The sequence below is a fragment of the Kitasatospora sp. NBC_00070 genome (genome assembly GCF_045041205.1).
Taxonomy (GTDB): domain Bacteria; phylum Actinomycetota; class Actinomycetes; order Streptomycetales; family Streptomycetaceae; genus Kitasatospora.
In genome coordinates this window covers 4024467-4045907 of the sequence record NZ_CP108247.1, presented here as the reverse complement: position 1 = coordinate 4045907, position 21441 = coordinate 4024467, and the positions used below count along the sequence as shown (strand labels likewise).

Below are 21441 nucleotides of genomic sequence, written 5' to 3'. Positions count from 1 at the left end.
ACTTGCCGGTGCACATTCAAATTACCCGGCCTTACCGCCGAACTGATCCTCCCCCAGCAGCCACCAACCAGCCGCCCGGAGTGCACCTTCCCGAACGGCGACCCCGGAGTCGACATGAGTGAGCCCTACCTGCGCAATCGCGCCACCCAGACCCCCGAGGGTCGGCGCGCTCGGGTGTTCCTGGCCGCGCCGCTCATGCGGCTGACCGGACCGGCCGACAGCGTCGTCACCCTGGCCAGCCGGACCAGGCTGACCACCCTCCGATCCACCCTGCTGAAGAGCGGTGCCGCGGTCTACAGCGCGCACCACAGCGACGCCTGGACGGTGGCCGGCCGCGCGCCGGAGCCCCGGGTGCCCTCCGACTTCCGCGCGTTGCAGACCGCCGACCTGGTGTTCGCCTACGTCGGCGCGCCGCTCTCGGCCGGCGTCGCCCTGGAGCTCGGCTGGGCCTCCTCGCTCCGCAAGCCGGTGGTGCTGCTGGTCGACGAGGCCATCACCCACAACCCGCTGATCGCCACCATCGAGCAGGTCGCGCCCGTCCTGCCGCTGGTCTTCGACGACACCTGGTCCCAGGACGCCCTGCGGCACACCGTGGAGACCGCGCTGGACTGGGCCGGCATGGCCCTCTCGCTCCGCGAGGGCTTCTGGACCGCGCCGACCGAGGCCTTCCCCATCCCCCGCCAGGAGCCCCCGCTCTCCGGCTTCGGCTACTGGGCCCCGGGCGTCGCCACCGGCTGAGCGGGTGGCGGGAGTGCTCGGCCCCCCGGCACCTCCGCCCCCCGCATCTGCCAGCCCAGCTGGAACAGTGTCTCGGCGTCGTACCGCTCCCGCAGTCGGGCGATGTGGCCCGCCACGGTCCGCTCGCTCAGGCCGAGCCGGCTGGCGATCTTCCGCTGGGTCAGCCCCTCGGTGAGCAGGCTGCCGACCTGCTCGTGCACACCGTCGCCGTCGGCCCCCCAGGGCACCCGCTCGGCGCGTTCCCAGTCCCGTTCGAAACCGCTGACCAGGAAGGCCACCACGGCCGGGTCCTCGACGATGGCGGCGGTGGCGTTGTCCGCGGCCGCCGGGAGGACGGCCGTCGTCCGGTCGTAGATCAGCATCCGGGTGAACGGCTCGTCCAGCACCCGCACCCGCGCACCCCAGTCGCTCAGCACCGCCGCGTACTCGGCGGTCGGGCCGTCCGCCCGGGCGCCGTCCTGGTAGAGGATGTGCAGGACCCCGCCGTCCTCGACGAACCGACGGGTCCGGTCCATCCCCACCCGCACGTGGTCCATCGGCCTGGCCCCACCGGGGTGCGCGGCCAGCAGCTCGTCCCGGCGGTCCACGTCGAGCTGGACGATCCTGGACCGGATCTCCTCCATGTCCTCGATGTGCAGCACCGTGCTGGTGCTCTCGATCCGGCGTGGAACCGCGTCGTACGCCCGGGTCAACTCGGCCAGCAGGTCCGGCACTTCGTCGGCCTGCCGGAGCGCCCGGGTGCCGACCGTGCGGAGTTCGGCACCGCGCTGCTCGGCGATCGTCCGCGGGTTGACCGCGGTGAGCGTGGCGTCGCCGGTGTGGTGGATCAGCAGGCCGAGCCCCAGCAGGCGCAGCACCGTCCCGGTGTCCTGGTCGGCCACGTCGCGGAACAGCACCCGCCCGCCCTGGGCCAGCACCTCGGCGTAGAACGCCCGCTCGGGCTCACTCACCAGCACGGGCGCCCCGCATCTGCCAGCCCAGCTGGAACAGCGTCTCGGCGTCGTGCACCTCGCGGAGCCGGGCGATGTGCCCGGCCACCGTGCGCTCGCTGAGGCCGAGCCGGCTGGCGATCTTTCGCTGGGTCAGCCCCTCGGTGAGCAGCCGGCCGACCTGCTCGTGCGCGCCGTCGCCGACGGCCCCCCAGTGCACCCGCTCGGCCCGCTCCCAGTCCCGCTCGAAACCGCTGACCAGGAAGGCCACCACGGCCGGGTCCTCGACCACGGCGGCCCTGGTGTTGTCGGCCGCCGCCGGGATGACCGCCGTGGTCCGGTCGAAGATCAGCATCCGGGTGAACGGCTCGTCCAGCACCCGCACCCGCCCGCCCCACTCGCTGAGCACCGCGACGTACTCGGCGGTCGGGCCGTGGTCCCTGGCGGGCGGCTGGTAGAGCAGCCGCAGGGTGGTGCCCCGGTCCAGGAAGCGGTGCAGCCGGTCCCTCCCCTCGCTGAGGTGCTCGGCGGGCTTGGCACCGCCGGGCTGGGCGGCCAGGCACTCCTCCTGGCAGTCCGCTTCGAGCTGCAGCATCCGGGACCTGATCTGCTCCATGTCCTGGATGTGCAGCACCCCGCCGGAGTGCTCGACCTTGCGCGGCGCCGCATCGTAGGCCCGGCCCAACTCGTCCAGCGGCGCCGGGAGTTCGTCTGCCCTGACCAGCATCCGGGTGCCGGCCGAGCGGAGGTCGGCGGCCAGCCGTTCGGCGACGGTGCGCGGGTTGACGGCGGTGAGGGTGGCGTCGGCGGCGTGGTGGACCAGCAAGCCGAGCTCCAGCAGCCGGAGCACGGTGCCCGCGTCCCGGTGCGCCACGTCCCGGAACAGCACCCGGCCGCCCTGCGCCAGCACCTCGGCGTAGAGCGCGCGTTCGGCCTCACCGGGCAGCGGCAGGTCAGGCACCGCGGCCGCCGCGGAGCAGCCAGCCGAGCTGGAACAGGGTCTCCGCCGCGTGGAGTTCGCGCAGCCGGGAGATGTGCCCGGCGACGGTGCGCTCGCTCAGCCCGAGCCGGGTGGCGATGGTGCGCTGGGTCAGGCCGGCCGCGAGCAGCCGGCCGATCTGCTCGTCGACCGGGCGCTCGTCCGCGCAGGTGTCGGCGTCGCTCCACTTCACCCGCTCGGCCCGGGCCCAGTCCCGCTCGAAGCCACCGACCAGGAAGGCCACCACGGCCGGGTCCTCGACGAACGCGGCACTGCTGTGGTCGGCGGCCGCGGGGACCACCGCGACCGACCGGTCGAAGATCATCACCCGCTTGAACGGCTCGCCCAGCACCCGGACCGCCATGCCGAGTTCGCCGATCGCGGCGGCGTACCCGACGGTGGGCTGGTCGGTCCGGACGGAGGGCTCGTAGAGCGCCCGGACGGTGCCGCCGCGGCCCGCGAAGTCCCGGGCCCTGGCCACCGCCCGGTCGAGCTGGGCGGGCGGCAGCGGGCCGCCGGGCTGGGCGAGCAGGATCTCCTCCCTGGTCCCGCCCTCCAACTCCCGCATCCGGTGCACGATGTCGGCGGCCTCGTGCACGTGCCGGACCACGCTGGAGCGGACCGAGCGGCGCGGGGCGCTCTCGTACACCTTCGTCAACTCACCCAGCAGGGTGGGCAGTTCCTCGGCCTCGACCAGCAACCTGGTGCCGGTCGAGCGGAGTTCGGCGCTGATCCTGGCGCCGACGGTGCGCGGGTTGACCGCGGTGTAGCCGGCCCCGTGCGCGCTGCCGACCAGCAGGCCGGCGGCCAGCAGCCCGGCCAGCGCGTCCTGGTCCACCCCGGCGGCCATCGCCAGGGTGATCCGGCCGCCCTGGGCCAGCACCTCCAGGTACAGCTCGCGTTCGGCCTCGTCCGGCAGCCGCGGCTCAGTCACCGCGCCCTCCCCGCATCTGCCAGCCGAGCTGGAACAGGGTCTGCGCACCGTACTGCTCGCGCAGTCTGGCGATGTGTCCGGCCACCGTCCGCTCGCTCAGGCCGAGCCGGCCGGCGACCGCGCGCTGGGTCAGCCCGGTGGCGAGCATCCGGCCGACCCGGTGGGCGGCGGCCGGAAGCTGCGACGCGCCGCCCAGCCGGGACCAGTCGACGGTCTCGGCCCGGTCCCAGTCCCGCTGGTAGACGGCGACCAGGAAGGCGACCGCGGTGGGGTCGGAGATGAAGGCGGCCCGGCCGAGGCCGTCCGGGGCGGCGGGCACCACGGCCACCGCCCGGTCGATGATCAGGATCCGCTGGTAGGGCTCGTCCAGGATCCGCAGCTCCGAGCCCTGCGCGGACAGCGCGACCGCGTAGTCGACGGTGTGCGGTTCGGCCAGCGCGCCGGGCTGGTAGACGGTGCACATCCGGATGCCGCGCCGACGCAGCGCCAGGTCCTGCGGGCGGGCCACCGCCAGCGTCTCGGGGTGCCGGGTGCCCGGCTGGGCGGTGAGCACCTCGAACCGGCACTCGGAGAGCAGTTCGGCGATCCGCTGCCGGATCTGCTGCCGGCCGTCGAGGTAGCTGGGCCGGTCGGGTTCGAGCGCGACCCGCGGGGCGGACTCGTACGCCCGGGTGAGCCCGCTCAGCTCGTCGGGCAGTTCCTCGGCGCGGAGCAGCAGCCTGGTCGCGGTCGACCGCAGCTCGGTGCAGAGCCGTTCGCCGACCGAGCGCGGGCTGACCGCCAGGTAGATCCGGTCGAGGGCGTTGGGCAGCACCAGACCCGAGCTGACCAGCTGGTCCAGGGCGGCGCGGTCGGTGTCGTCCAGGTCGTCGAGGGCGGCGAACGGCAGCCGGCCGCCGTCGGCCAGGATCGACAGGTAGAGCGCGCGGGCGGTCTGGTCGGGCAGTTCCTCGGTGGAGGCCACGTACGGGTGCACCTCCTAGCCGTCGCTCACCCGTGGGTCGTCCAGCCCATGATCTCCCAGGGAGGATCCGACGCGTCCCCCGAGCCCGAAGGCCCGGGGAACCCGTCGACATCACGCTCGGTCAGAGCACTTCCGGTGAGGCGGAGCAGCAACGCCTCGCCGACTCCGGACCGGGGCCATCACCACACATGGCGATCCGATCGGGGCCCCACTTCGTCTGCACCGGCACGCGTACGTACCGGTGCACCCCCGTAGTGGAACAAGTCGCCGTTCCCGAGCTGCGGTTGCCCGGGCGACCTGGGCGTGCCTCCACCCTCACAGCGGGGCGGCCGGTGAACAAGGGGCGTCCGACTGCATGTTCCCGCAAGTGCAGGAACCTGCAGCCGGAGCCGACCCGCCCGGTGTCGGACGGGCGGTCAGGCGACCCGTACCCGGCCGAGCAGCCGGCCGTCCAGCAGCCCGGCCAGGGTCCGGACCAGGGCGACCGCCCAGGCCGCGACCAGCAGCAGGTAGAGCGCGACGGCCAGCCCGGTGAAGCCGTCGAACCCGGTGTGCCTGGCCAGCCCGGCGGTGCCGGTGACCATGGTGCCGACCGGGAAGGTGAAGGCCCACCAGGTCATCGCGAACGGCATCTCGGCCCGCAGCGCCCGCAGGTTGGCGGTGATCGCCACCCCGAGCCAGAGCACCGCGAAGCCGGTGGCGGCGACGCCGTACAGGACCGCGAAGCCGAGCGCGGGCCCGGCCAGCGCGGGGGCCGCCGTTTTCGCGGCGTCGGCCAGCTGGTTGACGGCGGTGGTGGACTGGCCGAGCGGGCCGAGCACCAGGAACAGCGAGGGGGTCAGCACCAGGGCGGGCAGCTTGCTGTGCACCAGCCCGGCGAAGACCACCGGCAGCACCAGCAGGGTGCCGAGCAGACTGGCGCCGAACAGCGCGTAGCAGCCGTACAGCATCGCGGGGCCGAGCGCGGCGGGCAGGTGCGGGATCAGGGCGGGGCCGAGCGCGGCGGCGACCATCGGGGCGACCACCGGGAGCAGCCAGGTGGGGTTGGCCCGGAGGGCGGAGACCCGGTGCCGGGTGATCATCAGGTACGGGATGCCGGCCGCCACCAGAACGGCGTAACCGGTGCCGACGGTCCACAGCACCAGGTCGATCGCGACCGCGGGCCCGGTGCCGATCAGCCGGGAGCCGAGGGCCAGGGTGCCGTAGCCGACCGCGATCAGGGCCATCGGGGGACAGCCGTAGAAGACGGCGGTGGCGGGCTCGTCGAGCAGCTGCTCGCGGGCGGTGGCCCGGTGCCGGGTGAGGTGCACCGCGCGGCCGGCCACCAACGCCGCCAGGGCGAGGAAGGAGAGCACCCAGACGACCTCGCCGAAGCCGATCAGCCCCGGGACGTGCACCGGGAGGGCGGCCGCCGCGTTGGCGACGATCGCGGTGCCCATCACGGCGGCGTACCAGTTGGGGCCCAGTCGGCCCAGGTCGAGGCCGTATGCGGCGGTGCGGGAAGCGGTGAGGGTGGCCATGCCTCCACCTTGCGACCCGGAACGATCATCCGGTAGCGCGCTGTGCCCTATGAGCACATAGCCTGACCCTATGCCCCTCTCCCCGCGTGTCCCCGAGCTCGGTGCCCTGGAACTGCTGCTCGCGGTGGCCAGACTGGGCAGCGTCGGCCGGGCGGCGGCCGAGCTGGGGGTCAGTCAGCCCGCCGCCAGCGCCCGGATCAAGGGCATGGAGCGGCAGATCGGGGTGCCGCTGCTGGAGCGCTCGCCGCGCGGCTCGCGGCCGACCGAGACCGGCCGGGTGGTGGTCGAGTGGGCCCGCAACGTGGTCGAGGCGGCGCAGGCACTGGACGCCGGGATCGACGCGCTGCGCGGGCACCGGGACGCCCGGCTGACCGTGGTGGCCAGCCTGACCGTGGCCGAGTACCTGATGCCGGGCTGGCTGCTGGCACTGCACCAGGCCAGCCCCGGCACCTCGGTGATCCTGCGGACCGCGAACTCGGCGGACGTCGCCTCGCACGTGCTGGCCGGCGACGCGGACCTCGGCTTCGTGGAGGGCCCGACCACGCCGCCCGGGCTGGCCGGCGCGGTGGTGGCGGCCGACCGGCTGGTGGTGGTGGTCGCCCCGAGCCACCCGTGGGCCCGCCGCCGCACCCCGCTGACCGGGGCCGAGCTGGCCGCCACCCCGCTGGTGCTGCGCGAGCCGGGCTCGGGCACCCGGGAGGTGCTGGAGCAGGCCTTGGCCCCGTACGGCGGGGCGACCACGCCCCGGCTGGAGCTGGCGTCCTCGACCGCGCTGAAGGCGGCCGCGATGACCGGCGCCGGGCCGGTCTGCCTGAGCGAGCTGGCCGTCACCGAGGAGCTGGCCACCCGCCGCCTGGTCGCGGTCCCGGTGGAGGTGGACCTGGCCCGGCCGCTGCGGGCGGTCTGGCCGGCCGGTCACCGCCCGGCCGGCCCGGCCCGCGAGCTGCTCGGCCTGACCCGGAAACACTGAATCCCTTACCCGGCGAAGTTGAGCGAGGTAGACTCAACTTGTCGCACAGTCCGTCTGTCATAGAGGAGGCCGCCCGCAGTGGACGCCAGCAAGTTCACCAGCAAGACCCAGGACGCCCTGTCCGCCGCGATCCGACAGGCCAGCGCCGCAGGCAACCCGGACGTCAAGCCGGTGCACATCCTGCTGGCCCTGCTGGAGCAGCCCGAGGGGATCGCCCGCCCGCTGCTCGAAGCGGTCGGCGCGGACGTCCCCGCCGTGCTGGCCGCCGCCCGGCGGCAGCTCGGCACCCTGCCCAGCGCGCAGGGCTCCACCGTCTCGGCCCCACAGCTGGCCCGGGACACCATGGCCGTGCTGACCGAGGCCGGCAAGCGCGCCGATGACCTGGACGACCAGTACCTCTCCACCGAGCACCTGCTGGTCGGTCTGGCCACCGAGGGCGGGCAGGTGGCCGACCTGCTGCAGCAGCACGGCGCCTCCGCCAAGGCGCTGCTGGCCGCCTTCAAGGACGTCCGGGGCAGCGCCAAGGTCACCTCGGCCGACCCCGAGGGCACCTACAAGGCGCTGGAGAAGTACGGCACCGACCTCACCCAGGCCGCCCGGGACGGCAAGCTCGACCCGGTGATCGGCCGGGACCAGGAGATCCGCCGGGTGATCCAGGTGCTCTCCCGCCGGACCAAGAACAACCCGGTGCTGATCGGTGAGCCCGGCGTCGGCAAGACCGCCGTGGTGGAGGGCCTGGCCCAGCGGATCGTGGCGGGCGACGTGCCGGTCTCGCTGCGCGGCAAGCGGCTGGTCTCGCTGGACCTCTCCGCGATGGTCGCCGGGGCGAAGTACCGGGGCGAGTTCGAGGAGCGGCTGAAGGCCGTGCTGAACGACATCAAGTCCAGCGACGGCCAGGTGGTCACCTTCATCGACGAGCTGCACACCATGGTCGGCGCGGGCGCCGGCGGCGACTCCGCGATGGACGCGGGCAACATGCTCAAGCCGATGCTGGCCCGCGGCGAGCTGCGGATGGTCGGCGCCACCACGCTGGACGAATACCGCGAGCGGATCGAGAAGGACCCGGCGCTGGAGCGCCGGTTCCAGCAGGTGCTGGTCGGCGAGCCGACCGTCGAGGACACCATCGCCATCCTGCGCGGCCTCAAGGGCCGGTACGAGGCGCACCACAAGGTGCAGATCGCGGACGCCGCCCTGGTCGCCGCCGCCACCCTGTCCAACCGCTACATCACCGCCCGCTTCCTGCCCGACAAGGCGATCGACCTGGTGGACGAGGCGGCCTCCCGGCTCCGGATGGAGATCGACTCCTCCCCGGTCGAGATCGACGAGCTCCAGCGCGCCGTGGACCGGCTGCGGATGGAGGAGCTGGCTCTGGAGAAGGAGTCCGACCCGGCCTCGGTGGACCGGCTGGACCGGCTGCGCCGCGACCTGGCCGACAAGCAGGAGCAGCTGAGCGCGCTGAACGCCCGCTGGGAGCAGGAGAAGAAGTCCCTGAACCGGGTCGGCGAGCTCAAGGAGCGCCTGGACGACCTGCACGGCGCCCTCGAACGCGCCCAGCGGGACGGCGACTTCGAGCGCGCCTCCAAGCTGATGTACGCCGAGGTGCCGGCCGCCGAGCAGCAGCTCGCCGAGGCCCAGCAGCACGCCAAGGACGAGGACGCAAGCGAGTCGATGGTCAAGGAGGAGGTCGGCCCGGACGACGTGGCCGACGTGGTGGCCTCCTGGACGGGCATCCCGGCCGGCCGGCTGCTGGAGGGCGAGAGCGCCAAACTGCTCCGGATGGAGGACGAGTTGGGCCGCCGGCTGATCGGCCAGCGGGAGGCGGTGGCCGCGGTCTCGGACGCCGTCCGGCGGACCCGCTCCGGCATCGCCGACCCGGACCGGCCGACCGGTTCGTTCCTCTTCCTCGGCCCGACCGGCGTCGGCAAGACCGAACTCGCCAAGGCGCTGGCCGACTTCCTGTTCGACGACGAGCGGGCGATGGTCCGGATCGACATGAGCGAGTACGGCGAGAAGCACTCGGTCTCCCGGCTGGTCGGCGCCCCGCCCGGTTACGTCGGCTACGAGGAGGGCGGCCAGCTCACCGAGGCGGTCCGCCGCCGCCCGTACAGCGTGGTGCTGCTGGACGAGGTGGAGAAGGCCCACCCCGAGGTCTTCGACGTGCTGCTCCAGGTGCTGGACGACGGCCGCCTGACGGACGGTCAGGGCCGTACGGTGGACTTCCGGAACGCGATCCTGATCCTCACCTCCAACCTGGGCTCGCAGTACCTGGTCGACCCGGCCACCCCGGAGGAGCGGAAGAAGCAGCTGGTGCTGGACACCGTCCGGTCGGCGTTCAAGCCCGAGTTCCTGAACCGGCTGGACGACATCGTGGTCTTCGAGCCGCTGGGCACCGCCGAGCTGAGCCGGATCGTCGACCTCCAGGTCGGCCTGCTGGCCGGCCGGCTGGCGGACCGGCGGCTCACCCTGGACGTCACCCCGGCGGCCCGCGACTGGCTCGCGCTGACCGGCTACGACCCGGCCTACGGGGCCCGGCCGCTGCGCCGGCTGGTGCAGTCCGCGATCGGCGACCAGCTGGCCCGGGCGATCCTGTCCGGGCAGGTCCGCGACGGTGACACGGTGCTGGTGGAGCGGGACGAGGACGCCGACCGGCTGACCGTCCGGGCCGAGCAGCCGACCGCTCCGCCGGCCAAGCGCTGACCCCGCCCGCGCGGCCCGGGTACCCCCTGTGTCCCGGGCCGCGAATGAGGCAGGATGGTGCCTGGAAGGGCGGCCCCTCATTGCCAGCCACCCTTGTGCACTGAGAAGAGGACCCCCTGATGAGCATCGACCCGTCGTCCATCCCCTCGTTCGGCGCCCCGCAGGGCGGCCAGCCGGGCCCCTCCGGCCCGCCGCCGATCGTGGTGCCGGACCAGGCGCTGGTCACCCAGTTGCTGGACCAGATGCAGCTCAAGCACGTCGTGGACGACGAGGGCGACCTCACCGCGCCGTGGGACGGCTTCCGCGTCTACTACATGTTCCGCGGCGACCAGAAGGAGCTCTTCGCGGTCCGCGCCTTCTACGACCGGTCCTACCCGCTCGAGGACAAGGCCGAGATCCTCGACCTGATCGACGAGTGGAACCGCGAGACCCTCTGGCCGAAGGTCTACACGCACACCCACGAGGACGGCGTGGTCCGCCTCATCGGTGAGTCCCAGATGATCGTCGGCACCGGCGTCAACCTGGACTACTTCGTCACCACCACCGCCAACTGGACCCAGGCCGCGGTCGGCTTCGAGCAGTGGATCGTCGAGCGCCTCGGCCTCCAGAAGGAGATCGAGAGCGAGAACGGCGAGGGCGACGCCGCCCCCACCGACGAGAGCTGATCCCCCGCAGCACCACCCGCAGGCCCGCCCCGTCCGGGGCGGGCCTGCGCGCGTGTCCGGAGAAGTGCTTGCCCCCGCCCGGCCCACCGCAGAGGATGACCTCGACCACCAACTGAGGAGCCGGGATGGGTACGAGGCCGCTGCTGAACCGCAGGCTGGCGGGGATGGGTTCGACGATCTTCGCGGAGATGTCCGCACTGGCCGTCGCCACCGGTTCGATCAACCTGGGCCAGGGCTTCCCGGACACCGACGGCCCGCGCGAGATCGCCGAGGCGGCCGCCCGGGCGGTGCTGGACGGCCGGGGCAACCAGTACCCGCCCGGCCCCGGCATCCCGGAGCTGCGGGCCGCGGTGGCCGAGCACCAGCAGCGGTTCTACGGGCTGTCGTACGACCCGGACACCGAGGTGCTGGTCACCGCCGGGGCGACCGAGGCGATCGCCGCCGCGCTGCTGGCCCTGCTGGAGCCCGGCGACGAGGTGATCGCGCTGGAGCCGTTCTACGACTCCTACGCCGCCTGCATCGCGATGGCCGGCGCCACCCGGGTGCCGCTCACCCTGCGGGCCCCCGGCTTCCGGCCCGACCTGGACGAGCTGCGCGCCCTGATCACCCCGCGCACCCGGCTGCTGCTGGTGAACACCCCGCACAACCCGACCGGCACCGTGCTCACCCCGGACGAGCTCCGCGGCATCGCCGAACTCGCCTGTGCGCACGACCTGCTGGTGATCACCGACGAGGTGTACGAGCACCTGGTGTTCGCCGGTGCGCACCACCCGATCGCCGCCCTGCCGGGCATGCGCGAACGCACCGTGAACATCTCCTCGGCCGGCAAGACCTTCTCCTTCACCGGCTGGAAGGTCGGCTGGGTGACCGGCGCGCCGGAGCTGGTGGCCGCCGTCCGGACCGCCAAGCAGTACCTGACCTTCGTCAGCGCGGGGCCGTTCCAGTACGCGGTCGCCGACGCGCTGCGGCTGCCCGACGCCTACTTCGACACCCTGCGGGCCGACCACCTGCGCAAGCGGGACCTGCTGGCCGAGGGGTTGGAGGCGGCCGGCTTCGAGGTGTTCCGGCCACAGGGCACCTACTTCATCACCACCGACATCACCCCGCTCGGCGAGACCGACGGGCTGGAGTTCTGCCGCAAGCTGCCGGAGCGCTGCGGGGTGGTGGCGATTCCGAACGTGGTGTTCTACGACGACACCGAGGCCGGCCGCAGCCAGGTGCGCTGGGCCTTCTGCAAGCGCGACGACGTGCTCGCCGAGGCGGTGGCCCGGCTCCGGCGGCTCTGACCGGACGCGCCACCCCCGACGGTCGGTGGGCGTACCCCGGCGCACGACGGTCGCACACGGCGCATACCCCGGCGACAGGGGCGCGCGCCGGACAGAGTCGTGCACCGGGATGATCACACCCAGACGGAGAGTGCCACCGGAACGGTGAATGCCGGGCAAAGCTGGGTAAATCCCTGACGGACCCGGAGAATTCGTGCTTCTCTGCTGCTGAATCTCCAGCCGGAATCCTTCCTTCCACGGTCGGCCGCGCCAGGGACCGCACAGCCTCGAACAGCCCCGCCACCGTGCCGGGCCGGATGCTGACGGCGGGCGCGCACGGAGCTGAAACGCGGAGCCCAGCATGCTCACCACACTGCAGACCTCCTACACGGACACCCGGGCCGGTGACCTGGCCTGGTGCCTGGGCGGCAATCCGCTGCCCGCACTCGCGGTGCGCGACCTGAGACTCGACCGCCTCGGCACCGACCGGCTCTCCGGCGGGACGCTCCAGCTGAGACTGCTCGGCGCCTCCCACCAGGTGATCCTGGCGGCGGGCCCCGGCGAGTGCCTGGAGACGGTGGCCTGCCTGCCGGGCCGCCGCACCCCGCTGCCCGCCCGGGTGGCCGAGCAGGTCGGCGGCTGGGAGTACGAGTTCGCGGCCCGGATCGAGGAGCTGCCGCCACACGTCTTCGCCGCCCGCGCGCAGGAGCTGCTGGCGCTGGTTGAGGGCCATCCGAGCGCACTCGCCGGGGTGTTCCCGGGCGACCCGAGCGCGTTCACCGCCCTGGTCGCCAGCGGCGACGAGCGCCGGGTGAACTGGCGGACCTGGCACGCCTACCCCCAGGAGGGCCGGCTGGTCTGCACCCGATCCTCACTGACGGTATTCGGAACTCCGTCCGAGCCGGACCCGAGTGGCGGTAGCCCGTGTTGATGAAACGTCAATTCACTGCACGGCCCTGTCCGTCGAATGGGTGCAGCGGTCGGCCACCCACCTCGCCTAGCGTTTGTTCGTGATCAACCATCCGGCGGGCCGACCCGTCCAGCCGAGCACCGAGGACCCGGCCGGACTGGCCGGGATCGGCGCCCGCGCGGTCCGGGCCGGCGGCCCGGCGGGCGGCCCCGGCCGCCGGTGGCCGGGCCGGGGCCGGGCCAGGCCGGCCCGGCTGCTGGTCCTGCTGGCGGCCTTCGTCTGTGCGGCCTGCGGTCTGGTGTACGAGCTGGAGCTGGTGGCCCTGGGCGGGCACCTGATCGGCGACCCGATGACCCAGACCTCGGTCGTGCTCTCGGTGATGGTGTTCGCGATGGGCGTCGGCTCGCTGGCGGCCAAGCGGCTCACCCGCCGCCCCGCCACCTCCTTCGCCCTGGTCGAGTGCGCGCTCGCGCTGACCGGCGGACTCTCCGTGCTGCTGCTCTACTCGGCCTGGGCCTGGCTGGACCGGTACGGCGTGACGACCGCCGGGGTGGTCGGCACCACCTTCCTGATCGGCGTGCTGATCGGCGCCGAGATCCCGCTGCTGATGACGCTGATCCAGCGGATCCGCCGGGAGGACGCGGGCCGGGCCGCCGCCGACCTGTTCGCCGCCGACTACGTCGGCGCGCTGATCGGCGGGCTGGCCTTCCCGTTCCTGCTGCTGCCACTGCTCGGCCAGACCACCGGGGCGCTGGTGACCGGCGCGGTGAACGCGGTGGCCGGCGCCGCCGTGGTGCTCTGGCTGTTCCGGGACGAGCCCTCGCCGCGGACCAGGCTGCTGCTCTGGGCCGGCTGCGGCCTGGTCCTGGTGGTGCTCGCGGTGGCCGCTGCCTTCACCGGCGTGATCGAACGGGCCGCCCGGAACGCGCTGTACGGCGCCCAGGTCCGGCTGGCGATCCAGAGCAGGCACCAGGAGATCGTGCTGGCCGGCTCCGCCACCGAGGCCCCCGACACCGACCGGGCCACCGCCGGTGCCGAGCCCGCGCCCCGGGTGCCCCCGCAGCGGGTCGCCCCGCTGGAGCTGTTCCTGAACGGGCGGCTGGCGCTCTGCGGCCCCGACGAGTACCGGGAGCACGAGGCACTGGTGCACCCCGCCCTCGGCAGCGGCCCGGTCGGCCGGGTGCTGCTGCTCGGCGGCGGGGACGGCATGGCGCTCCGCGAGGTGCTCGGGCGGGCCGCCGTCCGGGACGTCACGGTGGTCGAACTCGACTCCGCCGTCCCGGAGTTGGTTCGCCGGGACGCGGCCCTCTCGGCGCTCAGCCGGCACTCGCTGGAGGACGCCAGGGTCCGGCTGGTGACCGCCGAGCCGCTGCACTGGCTGCGCAGCGCGGGCTCGTACGACGTGGTGCTCTCCACCCTGCGCGGACTCCCCTACGACTCCCGGGAGTTCTACGGGCTGGCCGCCCGGGCGCTGGCCCCCGGCGGGCGGCTGGTGGTGCGCACCGACACCGTCTGGTCCACCGAGGCCACGGTCCGCGCGGTCGGCCTGCACACCGTCCCGTACGCCGCCGCCGACGGCCCGCGGAGCTGCCCCGCCGGGCCCGGCGGTCCGGAGACCTTCGTGCTGGCGGCCCGTACGCCGCCGCAGCTGGTGCTGACCGCCCCGACCCGCTCGCTCACCACCGAGACGCTGCTCGGCACCGCCGACCGGCTCGCCGCCCAGCGGCCCGAGCGGGTCCCGGAGCCGCGCGGGCTGCTGGACTGAGCGGGCGCCGGCCCAGATCGACCTGACCGGATGCTCTCGGTCCGGGGGCCGGGTCGGTAGGCTCGCAGGCATGGAGCATGAGGTTGTCGTCCAGCTGCCGGCCACCGTCGTCCTGCAGGCACTGCGGGACCGGGATCTGCTGGTGCGCTGCGTCCCGGGCCTGAGCACCGAGGCCGAGGCCGCCGGTAACGAGCTGGCCGGGCGGCTGCGGCTGCGGATCGGTGGCTCGACCATCACGTACAAGGGCGTGCTCTCGCTGATCGACGGCCGCGAGGGCGTGCTGACCGCCCTGGCCGAGGGCCAGGAGTCCCGGGGCAGCGGCGAGGTGACCGCGACCGTGCGGATCTCGGTGCAGCCCGGCGCGGACGACGGCAGCAGCGCACTGCGGTTCACCGCCGACCTGACCGCCACCGGGCGGCTGACCGAGTTCGACGCGGTCGCCCTGGGCACGGCTGGCCGCCGGCTGCTGGACCGGTTCGCCAACGACCTGGCGGCCGAGGTGAGCGGCGCCGAGCCGGAGGCCGCCACCGTGCTCTACCTGGAGGACCACGCGGCGGGCTTCGCCACCGAGCTGGACGACGACCTGGCCGACCTGATCGCGTTCGCCGACGAACCGACCGATCCGGTCGAGCCGCTGCCGGTCGAGCCGCTGCCGATCAAGGACGCGGGCCTGGAGTACCTGACCGGCGACAGCGGCGCCGGGCCGGTCCGGCGCAGCATCGTCGGCCGGTCGGCCGAGGAGGTGGACCACGCGCCGCCGCGCGGCCGGTACGCGCCCGCGCTGCCCGCCCGCAGCGCCCGGGCCAGGGCCGCGACCCGCTGGAGCGGTCCGGAGCCGCTGCACCAGCAGGACCGCACCGCGCTGCCCTGGATGATCGGCGGCGGAGTGGCCCTGATCGGCGGCGCGGTGGTGCTGGTCCGCGCCCTGCGAAAGCGCTGAACCCCTCCCCCGTAGACTCAACGCCCATGAGCAACGACCGCGACGCCCTGCTGGCGCAGATCAAGGACAAGGCCGTCGTGCACGGCAAGGTCACCCTCTCCTCCGGGCTGGAGGCCGACTACTACGTCGACCTGCGCCGCATCACGCTGGACGCCGAGGCGGCGCCGCTGGTCGGCCGGGTCATGCTGGACGCCGCCGCCGACCTGGAGTTCGACGCGGTCGGCGGGCTGACCCTGGGCGCCGACCCGGTGGCGGCCGCCATGCTGCACGCCGCCGCCGCGCGCGGCCGGAAGCTGGACGCCTTCGTGGTCCGCAAGGCGGGCAAGGCGCACGGCCTGCAGCGCCGGATCGAGGGCCCGGACGTGAAGGGCCGCCGGGTGCTGGCGGTCGAGGACACCTCCACCACCGGCGGCTCGGTGCTCACCGCCGTCGAGGCGCTCCGCGAGGCGGGCGCCGAGGTGGTCGGCGTCGCGGTGATCGTGGAGCGCGGCGCGGCCCCGGCGATCGAGCAGGCCGGCCTGCCGTACGTCACCGCCTACACCCTGGACGACCTCGGCCTCTGAGGTCCCGGGCGGCCGCTGACGGTCCGACAGCCCGACGGTGCCCGGTGTTTCACGTGAAACACCGGGCACCGTCATAACGTGATGAATCAGACATTTCATGGCAGGGTCGCCCCATGGCGACTCCTTCCTTCGAAGACACCGAGGACTTCACCGACGCCGATCGCGGGTTCCTGGAGGCGCTGGAACCCGCGATCGTCACCGACCCGACCGGCCGGGTGGTCTGGGACAACGACGCGTACTCCTTCCTGCAGAAGGACTGCCCGGACACCGCCACCCCCAGCCTCTGGCGGCAGGGCCAACTCAGCTCCCGCCAGGGGCTGTTCAAGGTCACCGAGGGGATCTACCAGGTGCGCGGCCTGGACCTCTCCAACATGACCCTGGTCGAGGGCGACCAGGGCGTGATCGTGATCGACCCGCTGATCTCCGCCGAGACCGCCGCCGCCGCGCTGGCGCTGTACCGCCGCAACCGGGGCGACCGCCCGGTCACCGGCCTGATCTACACCCATTCGCACGGCGACCACTTCGGCGGCGCCCGGGGCGTCCTCCCGCACGGCCACCGGCCGGTGCCGGTGCTCGCCCCGGCCGGCTTCCTGGAGCACGCGGTCAGCGAGAACGTGTACGCCGGCAACGCGATGACCCGGCGAGCGGTCTACATGTACGGCGCCCGGCTGCCCAAAACCCCCGACGGCCAGATCGGGGCCGGCCTCGGGATGACCACCTCCACCGGCACCATCACGCTGATCGCGCCCACCGTGGACATCACCGCCACCGGTCAGGAGGAGGTGGTGGACGGCGTCCGGATCGTCTTCCACCTCACCCCGGGCACCGAGGCGCCGGCCGAGATGAACTTCCACTTCCCGCAGCGCAACGCCCTCTGCCTGGCCGAGAACGCCACCCACACCATGCACAACGTGCTGACCCTGCGCGGCGCGGTGGTCCGGGACGCCCGGGTCTGGGCGCACTACCTGGACGAGGCGTGGCAGCTGTTCGGCGAGGACACCGACGTCTCGTTCGCCTCGCACCACTGGCCGACCTGGGGCCGGGAGCGGATCGGCGAGTACCTGACCAGGCAGCGCGACCTCTACGCCTACCTGCACGACCAGAGCCTGCGCCTGCTGAACAGCGGGCTGACCGGCCCGGAGATCGCCGAGGAGCTCACCCTGCCGCCGGCCCTGGAGCGGACCTGGTCGCTGCGCGGCTACTACGGCTCGCTCAGCCACAACGTGAAGGCGGTCTACCAGCGCTACATGGGCTGGTACGACGGCAACCCGGCGAACCTCTGGCCGCACCCGCCGGCCGAGCAGGGCGCCCGGTACGTCGACCTGCTCGGCGGCCCGGACGCGACGGTGGCCAGGGCGCAGGAGTACGTGGCGGCGGACGACCTCCGGTTCGCCGCCACTCTGCTCAACCACGTGGTCTTCGCCGACCCGGCGCACACCGGCGCCCGGGAGGCGCTGGCCGGCGTCTACGACCGGCTCGGCTTCGGCGCCGAGAACGGCACCTGGCGGAACGTCTACCTGACCGCCGCGATGGAGCTGCGCGGCACCCCGGCCACGGTGGACCTGGAGACCACCAACCCCGAGATGGCGATGGCCCTGACGGTCGATCAGCTGATCGACTCGCTGGCGGTCCGGGTGAACGGGCCGCGCGCCTGGGACACCCCGCTCACCGTCGACTGGCTGCTCACCGACGAGGGGCGCGGCTGGCGGCTCACCCTCTCCAACGGTGCGCTGACCCACCGCAGTGCCCCGGCCGGGCAGTCGCTCGGCGCGGGCGGGGCCGACCTGACGCTGACCCTGACCAAGCCCCAGCTGCTCGGCCTGCTGGCCGGGCAGCAGCCGGACGGGATCGAGCGCTCCGGCGACCCCCAGGCGCTGGCCCGGCTGTTCGGCCTGCTGGACACCCCGGACCCGAACTTCCCGATCGTCACGCCGTAGAACTGCCGAAGGGGGCCCCGCCCGGGGCCCCCTTCGTCGTATCCGTCCGGGCTCAGCCCTTGCGGTGCCGGCCGCCGGCGACCGGCTCGCCGCCCTCGGCGACCTCGGCCTTCTTCTTCTTCCGCTCGCGCAGCACCTCGAAGATGATCGGCGAGACCGAGACCAGGATGATCAGCGCCATCGCCGGGATCAGGTACTTGTCGATCACCGGCGCGAGCTGGTCACCGGTGAAGTAGCCGATCAGCAGCATCGACTCGGTCCACAGCACCCCGCCGACCACGTTCCAGACGAAGAAGGTCTTGGCCGGCATCTCCAGGGTGCCCGCGACCGGGTTCAGGAAGGTCCGGACGATCGGGATGAAGCGGGCCAGCACCACGGCCTTGGCAGGGCCGAACTTCTCGAAGTACTCCTCCGCCTTGACCACGTACTCGCGGCGGAAGATCTTCGAGTTCGGCTTGTCGAACATCCGCGGGCCGACCTTGGCCCCGAAGTAGTGCCCGAGCTGGGCCCCCGCCACGGCGCACACGGGCGCGCCGATCAGCAGCAGCGCGATCGACATCTGGGCGCCCTCGCCCAGCACCGACGAGGCGGCCGAGGAGGCCGCCACCCCCGCCAGGATCAGCAGCGAGTCGCCCGGGAAGAAGAACCCGACCAGCAGGCCGGTCTCGGCGAAGATGATCGCCAGAATGCCGATCGCACCCACCGATGCGACAAGGGCTTTGGCGTCAAGCAGATTGACGGCGAGCTGGTTGTAGTCCACGGGCGCAGGATAGCGCCCCCACCTTGCCGGGGGCTCAACGTCCCTCCCCCGCCGGGGCCCTTCGACCCCTCTCCCGGCGCCGTCCGTCCCAACCAGCGGGCCGCGGGGTGATCCCGGGGCGGGAGTCTGGGAAGATGACACAGGTGTCCGGCCCGCGGTCGCACCCACCCTCAGTGCACACCGCGGCGGACTCCGTCGAACCGAGGTACCACCAGCCGCACCGCAGAGCCGCGTCGGCATTCCCGGTACCGCGCGTCGTACCGAAGGCGTACCGAGCGTCGGACAGGTCGTCCGTACGCCGAGCACCGACAGGAGCGGATTCGCATGCCCATCGCAACTCCCGAGGTCTACAACGAGATGCTGGACCGGGCCAAGGCGGGCAAGTTCGCCTACCCGGCCATCAACGTCACCTCGACCCAGACCCTGCACGCCGCGCTGCGCGGCTTCGCCGAGGCCGAGAGCGACGGCATCGTCCAGATCTCCACCGGTGGTGCGGAGTTCCTGGGTGGCCAGCACAACAAGGACATGGTGACCGGCGCCGTCGCGCTCGCCGAGTTCGCCCACATCGTGGCCGCCAAGTACGACATCACCGTCGCGCTGCACACCGACCACTGCCCCAAGGACAAGCTGGACGGCTACGTCCGCCCGCTGCTGGCCATCTCCGCCGAGCGCGTGAAGAACGGTCAGAACCCGCTCTTCCAGTCGCACATGTGGGACGGCTCGGCCGAGACCCTGGCCGACAACCTGGCGATCGGCCAGGAGCTGCTGGCCCAGGCCCGGGCCGCGAAGATCATCCTCGAGGTCGAGATCACCCCGACCGGTGGCGAGGAGGACGGTGTCTCGCACGAGATCAACGACGAGCTCTACACCACGGTGAACGACGCCGTCCGCACCGCCGAGGCGCTCGGCCTGGGCGAGCAGGGCCGCTACCTGCTGGCCGCCTCGTTCGGCAACGTGCACGGCGTGTACAAGCCGGGCAACGTCGTGCTGAAGCCGGAGCTGCTGCGCGAGCTCCAGGACGAGATCGGCAAGCAGTACGGCAAGAAGGACCCGTTCGACTTCGTCTTCCACGGCGGCTCGGGCTCCACCCCCGAGGAGATCGCCACCGCGCTGGAGAACGGCGTCGTGAAGATGAACCTCGACACCGACACCCAGTACGCCTTCACCCGCCCGATCGTGGACCACGTGTTCCGCAACTACAACGGCGTGCTGAAGGTCGACGGCGAGGTCGGCACCAAGAGCACCTACGACCCGCGCACCTGGGGCAAGCTGGCCGAGGCCGGCATGGCCGCCCGCGTGGTCGAGGCGACCCAGGCGCTGCGTTCCGCGGGCACCCGGATCAAGTAGTCGCCGGTTCGGCACGACGGAGCCCCCTCGACTCTTCCCGGTCGAGGGGGCTCCGTCACGTTCCGGGTGCTACGGCCTGAGCTCGGTGTACGCCTCAGCACTGCTGTCCTTGAGGAAGGTCCAGCAGCGCTCGGCCTCCTCGGTCTCCTGGATCGCCTCGGCGGCCCGGGCCAGCCCGGCCAGGCAGCGCAGGAATCCCCGGTTGCCCCGGTGGTCCCACGGCACCGGCCCGTGGCCCTTCCAGCCGGCCCGGCGCAGCGAGTCCAGACCACGGTGGTACCCGGTCCTGGCGTAGGCGTAGGACTCGACCACCCGACCGGCGTCGTAGGCGTCGTCGGCCAGCATCGCCCAGGCCAGCGAGAAGGTCGGGAACGCCGCGGCGACCTGGGTCGGCGAGGCCGACTCCTCGCCCAGCATCCGGTAGGGCTGCTCGTCCTCCGGCAGTCGGGTCGGCTCGGGGCCGCCGAGCAGGTTCTGGTGAATACTCATACCTGCAGTCTGCCAGTCGGACCGACCGGGTCAACCACGGCAGACGATTCGAAGATCCTGTGACCGGCCGGAGGAACTGGCCGAGCGACAGGTATCGTCCTGATCGACAGTGCGTCAGTTCTGCCGGCCGACCAGAGAGCTTCAGTAGTGCGACCCAACCCCAGCAGCTCCCCCGCCCCCAGCCGTCGGCGCGCCGCCAACGTACGGCGGCGGAAGCAGCGGGTGCGGCGCCGGCGGGTGCTGGCCGTGGGGCTGGTCGCGGCACTGACCGTGCTCGGCGGCGCCGCCGCCTACAAGCTGACCGGTGACTCCGGCGGGACGCCGGCCGGCGGCCCCACCTCCCAGGCCAGGGCGGTCCCGGCCGCCGAGTCCCCCGCCACCACCCCGCCGCCCGCCGAGGTGCCGCCGCCCGCGCCCGCCCCGACCCCGGCGGTCGACGGGAAGGGCCTCGGCACCTTCACCACCGTCCAGGCGAACGGCCCGGTGGTCGGCAAGGGCGGGACCCTGCGGAAGTACAAGGTCGAGGTCGAGGACGGGATCGGCATCGACGCCGCGACCGCCGCCCAGCAGGTGCAGAACATACTCGCGGACAAGCGGAGTTGGACCACCGACGGGAAGGACTCCTTCCAGCTGGTGGCCACCGGGACCTACGACTTCACGGTGAAGATCGCCTCGCCGGAGGAGGTCGACAAGATCTGCGCCACCGCCGGGCTGGACACCGGCGGCGAGGTGAACTGCAACGTGAACCGCCAGGTGATGGTCAACATCAAGCGCTGGAACACCGGTTCACCGAAGTTCAGCGGCCCGATCGAGGAGTACCGGGCCCTGATCATCAACCACGAGGTCGGCCACCGGATCGGCCGCAACCACCTCGGCTGCCCCGGCCCGGGCCAGCCGGCCCCGGCGATGATGCAGCAGATCTACGGCCTGGAAGGCTGCGTCTCCAACGCCTGGCCCTACAACGACGCCGGCAAGTACCTCACGGGCCCTGCCCGCCCGTAGCCGGGGGCTCGGCTTTTGCAGGTGCTCAGCCCGCTACGGAGTCAGGGGCTCGGGGCTCTGCTGATGT

General features: G+C 73.0%; 19 protein-coding genes. 12 read left to right on the top strand and 7 right to left on the bottom strand.

Translation table 11 applies throughout. From position 1 onward, the window contains the following. Window positions 1-114: 114 nt before the first annotated feature. The gene (locus tag OHV05_RS18725; protein ID WP_405018706.1) at window positions 115-738 is read left to right on the top strand and encodes a hypothetical protein; all 624 of its coding nucleotides are present in this window, start codon (window positions 115-117) and stop codon (window positions 736-738) included. Here OHV05_RS18725 and OHV05_RS18720 read toward each other — a convergent pair. The 5 genes from OHV05_RS18720 to OHV05_RS18700 form a co-directional block, all read right to left on the bottom strand. Beyond that, the gene (locus OHV05_RS18720) at window positions 708-1688 is read right to left on the bottom strand and encodes a LuxR C-terminal-related transcriptional regulator (protein WP_405018705.1); all 981 of its coding nucleotides are present in this window, start codon (window positions 1686-1688) and stop codon (window positions 708-710) included. The genes OHV05_RS18725 and OHV05_RS18720 overlap by 31 nt on opposite strands. After that, the gene (locus OHV05_RS18715) at window positions 1681-2628 is read right to left on the bottom strand and encodes a LuxR C-terminal-related transcriptional regulator (RefSeq protein ID WP_405018704.1); all 948 of its coding nucleotides are present in this window, start codon (window positions 2626-2628) and stop codon (window positions 1681-1683) included. Before OHV05_RS18715 ends, OHV05_RS18720 begins: the two co-directional genes overlap by 8 nt. Continuing rightward, window positions 2621-3580 (bottom strand): LuxR C-terminal-related transcriptional regulator, encoded by a 960-nt coding sequence (locus OHV05_RS18710; RefSeq protein WP_405018703.1) that lies wholly within the window; start codon window positions 3578-3580, stop codon window positions 2621-2623. Before OHV05_RS18710 ends, OHV05_RS18715 begins: the two co-directional genes overlap by 8 nt. After that, entirely contained in the window at window positions 3573-4544 is a 972-nt protein-coding gene (locus OHV05_RS18705; protein ID WP_405018702.1) for a LuxR family transcriptional regulator, read from the bottom strand. Before OHV05_RS18705 ends, OHV05_RS18710 begins: the two co-directional genes overlap by 8 nt. Window positions 4545-4960: 416 nt before the next feature. Beyond that, a complete protein-coding gene (locus OHV05_RS18700; RefSeq protein WP_405018701.1) occupies window positions 4961-6064 on the bottom strand; it encodes a C4-dicarboxylate ABC transporter in 1104 nt (367 codons plus the stop codon). Window positions 6065-6134: 70 nt separating this feature from the next. Here OHV05_RS18700 and OHV05_RS18695 point away from each other — a divergent pair, with 70 nt between their 5' ends. From OHV05_RS18695 to OHV05_RS18655, 9 genes are all read left to right on the top strand, one after another. Continuing rightward, window positions 6135-7034 (top strand): LysR family transcriptional regulator, encoded by a 900-nt coding sequence (locus OHV05_RS18695; protein ID WP_405018700.1) that lies wholly within the window; start codon window positions 6135-6137, stop codon window positions 7032-7034. Window positions 7035-7112: 78 nt separating this feature from the next. Continuing rightward, window positions 7113-9731, top strand: a complete 2619-nt coding sequence (gene clpB / locus OHV05_RS18690) for an ATP-dependent chaperone ClpB (protein ID WP_405018699.1) — start codon at window positions 7113-7115, stop codon at window positions 9729-9731. 119 nt (window positions 9732-9850) lie between these two features. Then, on the top strand, window positions 9851-10396 hold the full coding sequence (locus OHV05_RS18685) for a YbjN domain-containing protein (RefSeq protein WP_405018698.1): 546 nt from the start codon (window positions 9851-9853) through the stop codon (window positions 10394-10396). Between the two features lie 125 nt (window positions 10397-10521). After that, window positions 10522-11682, top strand: a complete 1161-nt coding sequence (locus OHV05_RS18680; protein WP_405018697.1) for a pyridoxal phosphate-dependent aminotransferase — start codon at window positions 10522-10524, stop codon at window positions 11680-11682. Window positions 11683-12022: 340 nt separating this feature from the next. Continuing rightward, on the top strand, window positions 12023-12592 hold the full coding sequence (locus OHV05_RS18675) for a DUF2617 family protein (RefSeq protein ID WP_405018696.1): 570 nt from the start codon (window positions 12023-12025) through the stop codon (window positions 12590-12592). 79 nt (window positions 12593-12671) lie between these two features. Beyond that, window positions 12672-14336 (top strand): spermidine synthase, encoded by a 1665-nt coding sequence (locus tag OHV05_RS18670; protein ID WP_405018695.1) that lies wholly within the window; start codon window positions 12672-12674, stop codon window positions 14334-14336. A gap of 70 nt (window positions 14337-14406) precedes the next feature. Next, window positions 14407-15276: an SRPBCC domain-containing protein gene (locus OHV05_RS18665; protein WP_405018694.1), complete on the top strand. Its 870-nt coding sequence runs from the start codon at window positions 14407-14409 to the stop codon at window positions 15274-15276. A gap of 26 nt (window positions 15277-15302) precedes the next feature. After that, window positions 15303-15839, top strand: a complete 537-nt coding sequence (gene pyrE, locus OHV05_RS18660; protein ID WP_405018693.1) for an orotate phosphoribosyltransferase — start codon at window positions 15303-15305, stop codon at window positions 15837-15839. Between the two features lie 113 nt (window positions 15840-15952). Further along, window positions 15953-17776, top strand: coding sequence for an alkyl/aryl-sulfatase (locus OHV05_RS18655; RefSeq protein ID WP_405018692.1), 1824 nt, complete (start codon window positions 15953-15955; stop codon window positions 17774-17776). Between the two features lie 52 nt (window positions 17777-17828). On the opposite strand, the gene OHV05_RS18650 is transcribed toward OHV05_RS18655, so the two are convergent. Further along, window positions 17829-18536 (bottom strand): DedA family protein, encoded by a 708-nt coding sequence (locus OHV05_RS18650; protein WP_405018691.1) that lies wholly within the window; start codon window positions 18534-18536, stop codon window positions 17829-17831. A 324-nt stretch (window positions 18537-18860) separates the two neighbouring features. On the opposite strand from OHV05_RS18650, the gene fbaA reads away from it, so the two are divergent. Then, window positions 18861-19883, top strand: a complete 1023-nt coding sequence (gene fbaA / locus OHV05_RS18645) for a class II fructose-bisphosphate aldolase (protein ID WP_405018690.1) — start codon at window positions 18861-18863, stop codon at window positions 19881-19883. A gap of 69 nt (window positions 19884-19952) precedes the next feature. Here fbaA and OHV05_RS18640 read toward each other — a convergent pair whose 3' ends face one another. Next, window positions 19953-20372, bottom strand: coding sequence for a DUF3151 domain-containing protein (locus OHV05_RS18640; protein ID WP_403043927.1), 420 nt, complete (start codon window positions 20370-20372; stop codon window positions 19953-19955). 147 nt (window positions 20373-20519) lie between these two features. Here OHV05_RS18640 and OHV05_RS18635 point away from each other — a divergent pair, with 147 nt between their 5' ends. Continuing rightward, window positions 20520-21374, top strand: coding sequence for a DUF3152 domain-containing protein (locus tag OHV05_RS18635; RefSeq protein ID WP_403043929.1), 855 nt, complete (start codon window positions 20520-20522; stop codon window positions 21372-21374). The last annotated feature ends 67 nt before the right edge of the window (window positions 21375-21441 follow it).

Excerpts from the sequence above, each read along its gene's own strand:
- OHV05_RS18695 (WP_405018700.1), top strand. The coding sequence starts at position 6,135 with ATGCCCCTCTCCCCGCGTGTCCCCGAGCTCGGTGCCCTGGAACTGCTG.
- OHV05_RS18700 (WP_405018701.1), bottom strand. The coding sequence starts at position 6,064 with ATGGCCACCCTCACCGCTTCCCGCACCGCCGCATACGGCCTCGACCTG.
- pyrE (WP_405018693.1), top strand. The coding sequence starts at position 15,303 with ATGAGCAACGACCGCGACGCCCTGCTGGCGCAGATCAAGGACAAGGCC.
- OHV05_RS18725 (WP_405018706.1), top strand. The coding sequence starts at position 115 with ATGAGTGAGCCCTACCTGCGCAATCGCGCCACCCAGACCCCCGAGGGT.
- fbaA (WP_405018690.1), top strand. The coding sequence starts at position 18,861 with ATGCCCATCGCAACTCCCGAGGTCTACAACGAGATGCTGGACCGGGCC.
- OHV05_RS18685 (WP_405018698.1), top strand. The coding sequence starts at position 9,851 with ATGAGCATCGACCCGTCGTCCATCCCCTCGTTCGGCGCCCCGCAGGGC.
- OHV05_RS18675 (WP_405018696.1), top strand. The coding sequence starts at position 12,023 with ATGCTCACCACACTGCAGACCTCCTACACGGACACCCGGGCCGGTGAC.
- OHV05_RS18640 (WP_403043927.1), bottom strand. The coding sequence starts at position 20,372 with ATGAGTATTCACCAGAACCTGCTCGGCGGCCCCGAGCCGACCCGACTG.
- OHV05_RS18665 (WP_405018694.1), top strand. The coding sequence starts at position 14,407 with ATGGAGCATGAGGTTGTCGTCCAGCTGCCGGCCACCGTCGTCCTGCAG.
- OHV05_RS18655 (WP_405018692.1), top strand. The coding sequence starts at position 15,953 with ATGGCGACTCCTTCCTTCGAAGACACCGAGGACTTCACCGACGCCGAT.
- OHV05_RS18680 (WP_405018697.1), top strand. The coding sequence starts at position 10,522 with ATGGGTACGAGGCCGCTGCTGAACCGCAGGCTGGCGGGGATGGGTTCG.